The sequence below is a fragment of the Chitinophaga sp. YR627 genome (genome assembly GCF_900114995.1).
Classification (GTDB): Bacteria; Bacteroidota; Bacteroidia; order Chitinophagales; family Chitinophagaceae; genus Chitinophaga.
In genome coordinates this window covers 654,926-667,671 of record NZ_FOUX01000006.1, presented here as the reverse complement: position 1 = coordinate 667,671, position 12,746 = coordinate 654,926, and the positions used below count along the sequence as shown (strand labels likewise).

At 36.7% G+C, this 12,746-nt stretch carries 9 protein-coding genes, 1 tRNA gene and 1 pseudogene; 3 read left to right on the top strand and 8 right to left on the bottom strand.

The features are described 5' to 3' along the window. The first annotated feature begins 261 nt into the window (after positions 1 to 261). Positions 262 to 711, top strand: a complete 450-nt coding sequence (locus tag BMZ72_RS31775; protein ID WP_089814741.1) for an SLATT domain-containing protein — start codon at positions 262 to 264, stop codon at positions 709 to 711. Positions 712 to 716: 5 nt separating this feature from the next. Here BMZ72_RS31775 and BMZ72_RS31770 read toward each other — a convergent pair whose 3' ends face one another. Together BMZ72_RS31770 and BMZ72_RS37120 are read right to left on the bottom strand one after the other, a co-directional pair. Further along, the gene (locus BMZ72_RS31770; protein WP_089814739.1) at positions 717 to 1,634 is read right to left on the bottom strand and encodes a helix-turn-helix domain-containing protein; all 918 of its coding nucleotides are present in this window, start codon (positions 1,632 to 1,634) and stop codon (positions 717 to 719) included. A 6-nt stretch (positions 1,635 to 1,640) separates the two neighbouring features. Beyond that, complete coding sequence (locus BMZ72_RS37120; RefSeq protein ID WP_089814737.1) at positions 1,641 to 2,612, bottom strand: NADP-dependent oxidoreductase; 972 nt, start codon at positions 2,610 to 2,612, stop codon at positions 1,641 to 1,643. A gap of 163 nt (positions 2,613 to 2,775) precedes the next feature. Here BMZ72_RS37120 and BMZ72_RS31760 point away from each other — a divergent pair. Next, positions 2,776 to 2,859, top strand: a tRNA-Leu gene (locus BMZ72_RS31760). Between the two features lie 532 nt (positions 2,860 to 3,391). Here BMZ72_RS31760 and BMZ72_RS37065 read toward each other — a convergent pair. Next, positions 3,392 to 4,387 (bottom strand): annotated as a pseudogene (locus BMZ72_RS37065) (recombinase family protein); the annotation flags it as partial. Beyond that, positions 4,329 to 4,586 (bottom strand): hypothetical protein, encoded by a 258-nt coding sequence (locus tag BMZ72_RS31750; protein ID WP_089814735.1) that lies wholly within the window; start codon positions 4,584 to 4,586, stop codon positions 4,329 to 4,331. The gene BMZ72_RS31750 and the pseudogene BMZ72_RS37065, both read right to left, overlap by 59 nt. Positions 4,587 to 5,217: 631 nt before the next feature. Between BMZ72_RS31750 and BMZ72_RS31745 the strand changes: the two genes are divergently transcribed. Next, the gene (locus BMZ72_RS31745) at positions 5,218 to 6,273 is read left to right on the top strand and encodes a hypothetical protein (protein WP_089814732.1); all 1,056 of its coding nucleotides are present in this window, start codon (positions 5,218 to 5,220) and stop codon (positions 6,271 to 6,273) included. Here BMZ72_RS31745 and BMZ72_RS31740 read toward each other — a convergent pair. Genes BMZ72_RS31740 through BMZ72_RS31725 form a run of 4 tightly spaced genes read right to left on the bottom strand, consistent with a single transcriptional unit; the run spans position 6,267 to position 12,317 of the window. After that, a complete protein-coding gene (locus tag BMZ72_RS31740) occupies positions 6,267 to 9,392 on the bottom strand; it encodes an AAA family ATPase (protein ID WP_089814730.1) in 3,126 nt (1,041 codons plus the stop codon). The two genes, BMZ72_RS31745 and BMZ72_RS31740, sit on opposite strands and share 7 nt — an antisense overlap. Next, positions 9,373 to 9,924, bottom strand: a complete 552-nt coding sequence (locus tag BMZ72_RS31735) for an ABC-three component system middle component 1 (protein WP_089814728.1) — start codon at positions 9,922 to 9,924, stop codon at positions 9,373 to 9,375. The genes BMZ72_RS31740 and BMZ72_RS31735 overlap by 20 nt, the downstream gene beginning before the upstream one ends. Beyond that, complete coding sequence (locus BMZ72_RS31730) at positions 9,902 to 11,251, bottom strand: ABC-three component system protein (protein WP_089814726.1); 1,350 nt, start codon at positions 11,249 to 11,251, stop codon at positions 9,902 to 9,904. Before BMZ72_RS31730 ends, BMZ72_RS31735 begins: the two co-directional genes overlap by 23 nt. Further along, the gene (locus tag BMZ72_RS31725; RefSeq protein WP_089814724.1) at positions 11,241 to 12,317 is read right to left on the bottom strand and encodes a ComEC/Rec2 family competence protein; all 1,077 of its coding nucleotides are present in this window, start codon (positions 12,315 to 12,317) and stop codon (positions 11,241 to 11,243) included. The genes BMZ72_RS31730 and BMZ72_RS31725 overlap by 11 nt, the downstream gene beginning before the upstream one ends. Positions 12,318 to 12,746 lie beyond the last annotated feature (429 nt).

The window sequence follows — 12,746 nt, the reverse complement described above, 5'->3', positions numbered from 1 at the left end:
GACCAGATGACTGGGTATTTATCGAAAATACCGGAATTGTGCGTTTCAAAAAATACCAACTAGTTTGTATTTTTTTATTTTATCTGATTAATACGGTTCAGGTAAGAAAGACAATAGTTAGCCATTTCGCTAAGAGGAGAGCCGGGGGCACTGGTATCATCGATGTAGGTTTTGGGGTTCAATACTTATTTGTTTTTTCTTATATTACAGTCCTGATTATTTTTAAAGTCATCTATATCCCGATAACACCTGATTTCCAATATGAAAATTCCTGAATTAAACGGCAAGGATCTCTTATACAGCGATATTGAGTTAAGAATTGACAGTATTAAAAATAAGAAAAGACTATATACGGTCTTACACCGGACGAGTAAAGTCTTCACTTTTATTGCAGGCGCTTCTATTACCATCTTAACAGGTTGGAAAATAAAAGGTGGCGGTCAGCCAGGTAATGACAACATTATCCTGATCATCAGCGCGATCATCGCATTATTAGCCGCCATTGAAGGCTTATTCAACTTTAGAGATAAAGGAAAAAACTATGATGCGCTATTATTTGATTTAAGAAGATTGCGTGATCGTATATGCTATGATTTCATGAAAAGTCCAGGTATCTACGAACAAAACAAGGATCTACATTTTGATGAATATCAAAAGATCCTGCAGGCGCAAAAATTGATCATCGAAAATAATGATGGCGGGGAGGAATAGGCATCCTAATTAAATGACTGCCGAAACGCCATCGGGGATTGGTTCGTTTTAGTTTTGAATAGTTTGCTGAACGATTGAATATGCTCAAATCCCAGTTCATAAGCGATTTCACTGACCGACAGATCAGTAGTAGATAGTTTCTCTTTTGCTTTTTCGATCACTTTTCGGTGAATATGCTGCTGAGTATTTTCCCCGGTCAGTACTTTGAGCAAACTGCTCAGGTATTTCGGCGACAGATTCAAAGACTGGGCAAGATAGCCAACGGTGGGCAATCCTTTGCTGACCAGATCGTCGCTTTCGAAATAGTCATTCAACAATTTCTCCAGACGCTCTAAGATCTGATGATTAGCTTTTTCACGGGTAATAAACTGCCGATGGTAAAACCGGTCAGCGTAATTGAGCAACGTCTCAATGTGTGAGATGATAATGTTCCTGGTAAATTTATCAATATTCGATTGACATTCCCGCTGCACCTCCTGCATAATATGCCCGAGTGTTGCTTCTTCTCTTTCAGAAAGAAATAAGGCCTCATGTACTGTATAGTCCCAGAAATCATATCGGTTGATAGTCTGTGCCAATGAAGTATTCCAAAGAAAATCAGGATGAATGAGCATCATCCATCCTGATTGTTTTATTGCTTTAACATGATCGTCCAGCGATAAGCTTAAAACTTGACCGGGTGCTACAAAAGACATGATTCCATTATCAAAATCATACTGTTGCTGGCCATATTTTAATCTCGCATCTTTCGCATTGGAGACCCTTTTTAAACCGATAGCATAGAAATCGTACACCCAGCTTTTAGGCTCCTCTATCAGCAAGCGCTCAACAGACTCCACCTTAAACACGCAGATCAAAGGATGTTCAGGCTGGGGCAACTGTCTGAATTGTAAAAATTCACTGATAGTGCTAAATCGCTTCATACTGCATCAATTTTCTTCCCTTATTTTTATTACGATCTTACCACGGACATGTTTGGTTTCACTTTCACGATGTGCTTCGCTTACCTGATCCAATGGATAAACTTTACTGATCACGGCCTTTACCTTCCCTTCTTCAATTAATCTGGTCGTTTCACTCAGGGAAGATACATAAGCGAGTCCTCCCCCACCGACATGTGTTCCTGTGGCATTTTTCCTGGCAAGTGCGTCTTTCAGTTCATCGCTAAACGGGCTATCTAGCTGTGTACACACAAAAATACCGCCTTCTTTTAAAAGATCCGCTGATTTTACTCTCGTTGCGTGATCCCTGACCGGCGAGGCATTGAATACAAGATCGATGTTGTTCAGCAACGCGTCAAACTGCTGATCTCTATAATCGAGCACTTCATTGGCGCCCAATTGTTTTAAAAAATCAACATTGTAAGGCGATGCGGTTCCGATCACATACGCCCCTTTGGCTTTTGCTATCTGTACTGCCAGGTTACCAACTCCTCCCGCCGCTCCGTGGATCAGCACACGCTGGCCGGCTTCTACTCTACCCAGGTCAACGATACCATTCCAGGCGATCAGTGCACAGGATGGTAACGCTCCTGCCTCCATAAAGGTGATATTTCGTGGCATCAGTGTAAACTGACTGGCTTTGGCTGTCAGGTATTCTGCATAGCTACCATCACCAGGGAAGTTTGGTACACCATATACTTTATCTCCTTTTTTGAAATCTTTTACATCGTTTCCGACCTCCTCGACAATACCGGCAGCGTCGAGTCCGAGTCCGAGGGGTAACTTCAAATAAGGCCTAAGCAGGTCATTTCCACCCTGGCGAATGATGTAGTCCGCCGGGTTCACACTTGTTGCGTACATTTTTACCAATATCTCGTCTGCCCCATGGACGGGGCGTTCCACTTCTTCGAGTTGCATTACTTCTGGTCCGCCGAAGGCATGAATTCTGATAGCTTTCATTGTATTATTTTTTGCAAAGGTCCGTGTTGGAGGGTGCCTGGGTTTAGTCTGAATGCGTATTGTTTCAGCCGAAATGCAGGCGGTTGTATATTTTTTAAAAAAATATTGGTTATTTGAATTATTTGAATATCTTTGCAACCCGCAAGTGAAGGACACTTGCTTTGCCCAGATGGCGGAACTGGTAGACGCGCTAGACTCAAAATCTTGTTTTCGAAAGGGAGTGCAGGTTCGATTCCTGTTCTGGGCACAAAAGCGGAAAGGTCGGAGATATCTCCGACCTTTTGCTTTTTATCGTCGTCTGAGCCCGCTCTGGGCCTGCTTATTAGCTCGAGGATAACGTTTGGTTCGGTGGTTCGAAATTTGTTTTCTGAAAAAATCAGCTTTTCTGCGAAGATCGAACCGATGATTTGTTTTTTGCCTATTGGGGAAGCTGTAATGTAGCGATTGGCAATGTTCTTCATGATTTCACCGCCTTGGGCAAGGTATTCGTGGTAGTTGTCGTTGGTGGATAATAGCTTTGTCTTCTTCTTTTCCAGTTCCTCTATCTTCTTGGTCAAGTCTGCCTTGATTTCTTTAAATTCCTCTGCGGTAAATTCATCATCCAGGCGTAAAGAACGGGCGTTTTGTATTCTGATATATAGTTTGTCTATTTCAGCCTGTGTTTCTTTTAGCTCCTGCTCCTTCCCTTGGTTATCCTTCTTTAATGAATTACTGATAAGCTGGCAGTAATAGTCGATGATAGGTGCATTGACTGCTATCTGACCTAACTGCCTTACAAATGCTTCATTGGCTGTATCTGCCCGGAAACGCTCTTTGCACAGCTTCACAGATTGGCAATGATAGTAATAATAAATGCCCCCATTACCTTTTGATCCGCTCCCGCTTAATAGTCTTCCACATCTAGGACAGATTAGAAAGCCTCGTAAGGGTAATTGCTGGTCAATTTCTGTGAAGGTATTAACCCTGACATTCCGCTTCTTCCCTTTTAGGACATCCTGAACATCGTCAAACAGACTTTCAGGGATGATAGGCTCATGGATGCCTTTTACGCAATGAGCGGGTTCGTTTTTATAGGCAGCTATAAAGACCTTCCCGCAATAGACAGGGTTACGTACTAGACTCCAGAACTGACTACGACCAATTTTTAGCCCCTTCCTGTTTGCAATACGCCTGAGTGTATCAATATCCCATATGCCTCGGGATAGCTCTTCGAATGCCCAACGGACTATCTCAGCCTTTTCGTTAGGTATAAGGAAAGGCTTGTTGTGAGCGTCACGTCCATTCTTATAGCCAATAGGGGCAATGCCCAGATACCTCCCCTCTTTCTTGGCTCTACGCATACCGCGAAGTGTATTTAATGCTCGCCGGTCATTTTCTACTTCTGGTGTAGTAAGATAGATAGCCAGCATAATCTTGCTTTCTGGTATATCCATGTCCAAAGGCTGTTCGATAGACTGAGGATCTACAGATAGTCTTTTTAGCTTACCGATCATTTCGTAGGCAGCGGCGACATTTCGGGAGAAGCGATCCCATTTAGAGAATAGTATCAGGTCAACAATACCCTTGTTCTTACTGATTACATGCAGCATTTTCTGGAACTCCGGCCTATCAAATGTCTTTGCCGAATGATCTTCCCTGTAAATGCCGACCACCTGTATATTTTCCTTCTCACAATAACGTATTAACACATCTTCTTGATGGGCCAAGCTATAACCGTCAGCTTGCTCGTCTGTGCTGACTCTTGGATATAGGAACGCTTTTCTTTGAGTGATCATTGTTGTAGTCTTTAATGTGATGAATTTGTGGATTTGATTGTTCATAGATATTCAGATCAATAGCTGCCAGACGATGAATAAAGTCTATTATTATGATAACTTCCTCGTCTGTATAAGCGTATTGATCTGCCTGGAGGATTTGTTTTGCTTCCTCAATTGAGGGCTTTGCGGGTAACTGGCGTTGGACTTCATGTTTCATATGATTCAATAAGAGACCAATATACAGCCACCCAAAAATCTACTTCCCCGCTTTTCCTCAAAATGTCATGTATCGTAAGAAACTTGTCCAAATTTGCTCAGATTATTGTCCATCATTCAGTCGTAAACTAAATTCAGGATCATTGAAATCTTTGTAAACTTATTTCTGGTCGATTGCACGCCTTGTTATATAACAGCTCGAATCATAACTTAGACAAACAGTTAAGCTTTCTAATAAATTCGTATTGCAAATCAAATAGTGAACCTTATGTGAGATTCACTATTAACCATTCCTACTATCATTTCTTTTGATGTATTGGATCATATGCTCAGGATCATTAACACTGAAAATGTCATAATCGCAACAAATGATATTGACTACGAACACGTTGGAGGTACTTAGAGATAAAATTGTTGATGTGGTTCTGGCAACCGTTTAAAAAGGAGTAGGCGGGAAGATTTTTACAAAAATACAATGGCGTGGTATCCTCTATCCTCTAGAGATTAGTAATCAAATAGTCTAAAAATATTCGTATTTATTTATCCGGTACGCATTTAGACTGCGTATTAATGGATTTATTTTGTAGTACAAACGACCTGATTACTATCTCTAATTTTAAATAAGAACCCAAATGCTTCTTAGAAAAATAGATTTTGCTGACCCTACTATACAGTCGAAATTGGATCTCTCTTCACTTAATGCCAATCTTTCCTGGAATGACTATTATGCATCATACGCGTATGTAATTTATCAAACAATGCAGGCAGTGTTTGATATGCCCTATCCATATAGCCCACATGGGAAAGCGATTTTGTTCTTAATGCGACATACTTTAGAGTTACAATTGAAAGGAGAGTTATACAGAAAGGGAAAGACTATTCCTTATAGCGCTAACGTTGCTGAGATAATTGATGAATTAGGAAAAGATGTGCCAAAAGAAATACAGCGGTTAATCGAAATTATTAATCAAGACCAAAATGGTCATTGTTATCGCTATCACGTCGACCCTTGTACCAAGTCAACATATTTTAATTCGACGAAGGTTATTGAAACTACCGAGTATTTCAGCATTTATGAGCAAATTGTAAATGCTGGCATATATAAAGCAGAGCCAATTTGTCCAACGCTTAAACTCCATAAAGATTGGGACTTAAATTTTAAAGTGACCCATGAACTGCAGTATTGGCATTTACGATTTCAATATGACTATATAATTGAAATTTTGTTGGAGGGAATTCTTAACGAATCAATTAGTCTACAAAATTGTTATATACCATTGTTGTTTCTGATAAGACATGCGATTGAATTGTCCTTAAAATCCTTTGTTTGGGATTTAGAGAATTTTAATAGTACTGATTTCAAAAATAGTCTCTGTGCAGAATATAAACTGGTGGAGCTTCATAAAGCATTTGACACTTTCTTAGGCTCCTTAGACGTCAAAAAAATGGATGTAGAAATGCAGGAAGAATTGATTCATTTGCGTAACCAATTCAACCAGCATCATGAAACTATCAGCGCTTTGGATGTTTACAATGAGCTGTTTAGATTTCCTGGAGACAAAGCTATAGAACTTATTAAAATTCCCCTAGCAGACCTGGTGGCTCTCTATTATTGTTCTAACAGTATTCTGACTTTTAACACAGAAACTTTAATTAAAGAAAAAATACTCGAGTCAACATCTTACTGACTGATGTCTTCAAAGCTCTTTTTTACCTTTCCAAAACTCTCTAATTCTATGAATTTCGATTTGAAGAAATCCGAAGGAATTTTCCTGGCAAGTAGCTTGTGAAAGTTTTCATCGTGGGTGGAGAGTATAATTTGCCTCCCGTGATTAATCACAATACTTCTAAGCAAGTCAATGGTTGAAAGTATATTGATAGTGTCCAGGCTCTGAATAGGATCGTCGATAAAAATACACTTATATTCCTTAGAATTCAAAGCAGACGCTAGGAAGATACTAAGACTGAGAATATTGATTTGTGCTGTACTAAAATAGAGATTTGGCACATACGGTTTCTCTACGTCAATAGAGTCGTCCTTAACGAAAATATCCAGCTTAGGGTCTTCTGCATCCAGATCTACGTGAAAATCAACTTTTTTTAGTGTAGGGTGAGGATCAATTTTATTGTAGATAGTATTGATTAAATCGAGATAAAAAAACTGTTTCAATTTACCATCAAGCTCTTCTTTTACTTTACGCCATTCATCTTCCAACTCCGCTTTCATTTTATTAATCACCTTAATTTCCGCGTTATCAACACGGTTTTGCTCCTTTAGCTTGGCGATGCGTAAAAATGGCATCAAGTTTTCAGTATAAGTTTCCAGTTTCAAAAACTGATCATTTATGAGTTTTGCACGAGCAAGTTCTTCCTGCCTTTCGTGAATTTTTGTATCTAATATTGTTATCAAGTCCTGTTTTATTTCAGGTATATTTAATATATCGAGGCTCGAATTTAAGAACTCTATATATCGTTTAATGATATTATTAGTCAGAAGAAGTTGTTCTTCTGACTGATTTTGGGTTTTAATGGTATTTTCACGTGAAATTGACTCAAGTTGCAGGTTGAGTATTTTTATGCTATCCTCAGTAGTTTTTAATTTATTGTCATAATTAATAAATGAAGATTCAATCACTACAATCCTATCAATAAGTATTTGTTCTGATATTTCTTTTTGTGGTTCTTCAAAAAAGAACCAATTCGAAATCGATTTGTAGCTATTATTCCCTTTTAGATCTTCCACTTCTTTTTCTATTCGACTGATCTTGTTTTGATTAATTCCTAATTCTATTTCAGTTACCCCTAACTCTTTATAAATGTCATCTCTCATTTTTTTTGAATCGTTTACAGTTTGGGATAATTCAATTAATGAGGTGGTTAAATAGGCTACAAAGGCATCAGGCGTTTTATTGTCCAATTTTAACCTATTATTAATAATGATAGTTATAGTTTCATTGATAAGTGAATTAATAACGCGCTGGTCTAACTCTAAGTTAGAGATTTGATTACTATTACTTTCAATAAAAGACGACAGCACTGTTGATCGTTGACCAATATAACTATTTATAAACTGAATATTTTCGGCTATTACTTTACTATTGTTTTCCAGTTTTTGTTTTAATAACGCCTGTTCAGACCACAAATTGGAAATTGTTTCTTCAATCAGCTTATTAGTTGTTACTTTTTCTAATAGCGTTGAATATGAATTATACGTTTGGCTGCATAAAGGACAGTCACTTAATTTATTCTCATTTATCAGGTCTAATCCTTTAGAAAGCACCTCTTTCAATAGTGAATTCATTGATTCGAATTCAACAATCCTTTGATCTACTATCTCTAAAGCTTGAGTAATATCGTGATGGTTCTTCTTCAACTCAATAAGGACATCTAGTCTATGACTATCAGATTGGCCAATCAATGATCTATTTATTCTTTCGAATTCACCATTTTTAATAAACGTTTCTAAAATTTCTTTGTACTCTTGAACTTCATTCAAGAGCTGCACATTAACTAATGATATGGCGAAGATTTGTGCATCTATCTGTTCTACACCAAAATAGAAAAATGCTAAATGTTCAAACGAAATATTAATATCTAATTCTATATTGGGAACATCTAGAATAGTCGCGTTGATTGCCTCTACTCTCTTGGATAGTATATCTATTTTCCCCTTTTCATCGTTGAAAATCTGCTTTTGATTACTATGAATTGATTGTAAACGGCTTCTTTCTAACTCAAGATCACGTAAGCTGGATTGTTTTGTTGAAAGTAATATTTCTACCTGCTTATACTCTGGGAATATTGATCGCAAGGTTAGCAGTTCTTCCTTTGATATCAATGTTTTCCGTCTATGTTCATCGAAGGATTCTCGTTCAATCTGAAATGTATCTAGTTTTTTGTATTGTTCGACTAGAAAATGTAAATTTTCTAGTTCTTTGTTTAGATGTGAGCGAGTAGTGATAAGGTCATAATATTGATCGACACCAGCTATTCCGTCACTACCTGCCTTTGCTATCTGTAAATCTGCGATTTGTTGTACAAGAGAGCCTGTTTTAATCTGGCTTTTAGCGTTTGTAATACTGTTCTTAAATTCCAGTACTTGCAGTTCATCCATGTCCAGAGATGGGTGCGCAACAACTTGACCCATAGATTCCAATACTGAGATTGTTGAGCTAATCGAGTCTAATAGATTACTATTCTGATCGTTTAAAATATCTCGTTCCCGATTCGCTACATTATACTCAAAACTAGAAATATTTTTATTGCATTGTCCTACTAATACCTTTAGATTCTTGAAGTATTCTGCCAAGTTTTGTAATTCAGGATTTGACATAAATATTTTATATCGTTCTACTCCATTAGTTTCTTTCAGAAATGCGGAAACCCATTCCTGAGAAAGAATTACAGTACTGAAATTTCTTCTTTCGGGTTCTTTAACATATTTGGCGTCAGATTTTGCTCTCGTATTTAGTATCCTTTGAATTGATGTGTCGTTTTCATCTAAAATATTAACAAATGTTTCCAATTTGGAATCAATGTTTTGATATATTTTCAATTGACCATCATGAAAGTTATTTTGTGCATTAATTGCACCCTCAGTAATTTCTTTATTTTGCCAGAATCGTTGAATATTATTAGTCATACACCATTCTACAGCGTCATAAAAAGAAGTTTTACCAAATCCATTTGGAGCATATATGGATACAAAATCAGCCACTCCGTTGTCCGAAAGTGAAAAATCAAAAGTCGCGTCTTTCGGGTTATCATATATTCTAAATGCTGATATCTCAATCTTCTTGAATTTCATCTTGGTCTTCTTTTTTAAGTTTCAATAATTCATTATAGGTATCAGTGGCCGCATTTGTAACCCTTATACCTTTTAGGACTCTACCTTGTAGCATATTCCATAATTGCTCATTTTTCCGAAATGAATCAACTACAACAGCAACATCATGACTGATTGTTAGATCATTATTTAGGATATGAGAATTGACCAAAGAGCTCAGTACTTCTTTTTCTGTAACAATAATTTTTCTGCTGGAAAAGGTATTATTCTCAATTTTATACTTTAGTTCGTTGCTTATATTTCCTAGTACTATATAAAATAAATAGAAATTGTATTTTCCAAAATTATCACTGATTTTTGTCTGGAAATGCATGGCAATGAAATTCGAAATATTCTGCCAAATTTCTCCTAAAGTACTTACGTTATCTAATGTTACAGAAAAGGCATGGGCAGATCCTCTTCCCAGGGAGATTTTCTGATATGCTAATTCAAGATTTCCAAAATGAGAAATAAACTGATCCCTTGTTTGATTATCTATTAATGTATGTTCCATAAATTCTAAATAATTCTTCTAAAACTGAATGAAGGCTTATTTCTTTTAAGTTGGAATAATTTTTTGCCAATGTGTAGTCTTTAAATGCCGATATGTTAATGAATTTATAAGCATATAGAGCGAATGGCTTGGGATTGTCTATTTTTAATTGTTGATTACTAAATTCAATCTCATCTTTTATTTCCGCAATCGATATATCTTGAACAATGTCTTCAAGCTCTAAAAACGGTTTAATTGATAAAGGTGCGTTACTAGCTACAATAACCAGTCCATCATTATCTAATCCTTCGTAATCTGTGCGACAAAGGTCTTCTAGATGCTTTAGAAAAAAATCACTATTAGTATCTGAATAAAACAATCTGAATTTTCTAAACAAATCGTTCAAAGATCCATCCTTATACTCTTTATTAGTAGCTACTTGAATAATTACAAGCATTTCTAACCAGAAGCACCATAATTTCTTAGCATTAAGGCTGTCGAGTTGTTGATTATGAAGGAGTAAAAATTTTTTTTCTATTGAACGCAAAATTGTTTTCGGTGTTATGTTCGCTGATATAATTCTGTTTGCAATACTCTCCAAGACAAAAATCATTTTTTTCCTGGCTTCCCGTGTCACACGTTCTTCTGCTAGATTGAAAATATCTGAAAGTAAATGTGCAAAGTTCTTAAGGTAATAAGGTTCAATGGCTTCCAGCTTTCCAGCCGCCGATACTACAATGTCTTTAAAATCCTTAATAGGAGTAAAGAGTATTCGCCCCAATTCTTCATTTTTAACGACAACTTTATTCTGAATACCAATAAGGCGAACACGGCCTCCCTCCAAACAGTAAATAGCTCCTCCAGATTGGCCCTCAATATCTTCATGCCGTAAGTTGCCAGGGATTCTTCCTTCTCTCTTTCCCGAATTATTTCCAGGAAATAAAGTAATTTTTGAATCGACTCTTATTAGTGGTATATTTCCAACACGTCGATTGTTAGGAAATCCACAGAGATGTATATTACCATCGTACTTTTCGAACTCTTCAATGCAAACTAAGTCCGTATTTACATTAACTTTTGGAATTTTGATTATAGCGAGATCTAATTTTTCATCTCTGAAATAGTTTAAGTTTTCATGTAAAGGTATTTCATGACTCTTAGTAAAATTTCCCGAGATCTGATCATACATTAAAACCTTCGCAACAGGCAAGCTATATCCTAATTCATTTTTTTTAACAACGTGGTCGCAAGTAAGTATGTAGGTTGTTTCCTCGCATGAAGGTTGGAAAAGGACTCCACTTCCACCATTTATACATACAACATGTTCTATTATTTGATCAATTGCCATTTGAGAAAACAAATTCTGATTTTGAAGCATTTATTGTGAACGGCAAAAAAGCATAATCTTCTGGCTGGAAGATTTTGAGAGATCTTTCTGGATAATTAAAATAAATCTGGCAGCCGACCTTTTCTTTTATCAACCTTGCCAATAATTGCTTATCAGGATGTCCGTGTATATTGCCGTTGGTACTGATGATGTAGTGATTACTATGAATGAGTGACAGTAATTCCTTATTGGTATTTCCCTTGCTTCCGTGATGAGACAGTTTTACCAATTCCACAGAGATCGGATTCTGAGTCGTTATTTGTCGCTGTCTCAGTCCTTCTTCAATTACAGAGGGATGGGAGTCACCAAGGAATAAATATCGACGTCCTTCAAAGTGCATAATGAATGCAATTGAGCTGCCGTTAGGCTCTCTTTCATCTTCTTCGAATGAGTCATGAGTAATTAAATACTCAATAGAATGATGATAATCACTTGTCCTACTTGTATTTAATCCTGGGTCGTCTTTTTTCCAGAATTTCAGCAGTTTCTGTAGATTTACAATATTGGGCGAGAGAAATTGAAATTTTGCATTATGCCATTCTATATCTTTTCCTTGAATGATAATCTCTCTTCTCCAAATCCCTTTTTCACCAATGTATTGCCCAAATACGACTCCTTGCTGAACGCTTGTATCTGTTGAGTCATTAGGTAGATTTATTATGTGGTTTAATGCTGTATTCTCTTGTTCTTGTAAGTATTCTGCAATCAACCTTCCAGAATTGAACCATACCTCACCGATCATATTGTGCGCATCTGGATCTGTTTTAAACCATTGTAAAATACCATCAATGTGGTCATCATCGATATGGGTTAAGACCAATAAATCTATTCTTTGATTTTCTAACCTTAACTGATCAATAAGGGTTGCAAGAGCGCCATCTTCAGTTCTACCCCTTGAATTTCGGAAATTATAGGTAGCACTAACCCCGCCGTCTATAAGAATATTTTTATACGGGGCATCGCTGGGCATCAGTTTAATTAGAATACAGTCTCCATTTAGTGCTTCTAAAAAGCTAATCTTTAACATAGTGGATTTATTATATGCTCTATAAGTATATGGGTAATCTTAATGGCAATTGAGATGTTATAAAATAAATATATGCGGCTATCTGGGATATGAGTTAAAATTACTCTCGAACTTGCATTCCGAATTGAAAACAATTATCAGATACTCAATTTAGGAAGTTTTTCTTAAACGTCAAGGTGGTATAAATAAGTTCATCATATATTTTCAATTTCTTGCTTTAGCACTAGTCGAATTTTCTACCGTATTTTTCCACTTGGGTTCACAATTAATCATATAAACTAACTACAGAGACAAAAATCTCATTGTTACAATTACTGGCTTCGTCACACTCTGGATATTGGATTTAGTCAGGAATATCTAGAATTTGCTTTAGACATTACGCTGCGTTAATAAATCCTTGAGAAAAATCCTGTTATTGTTCAAAGTTAT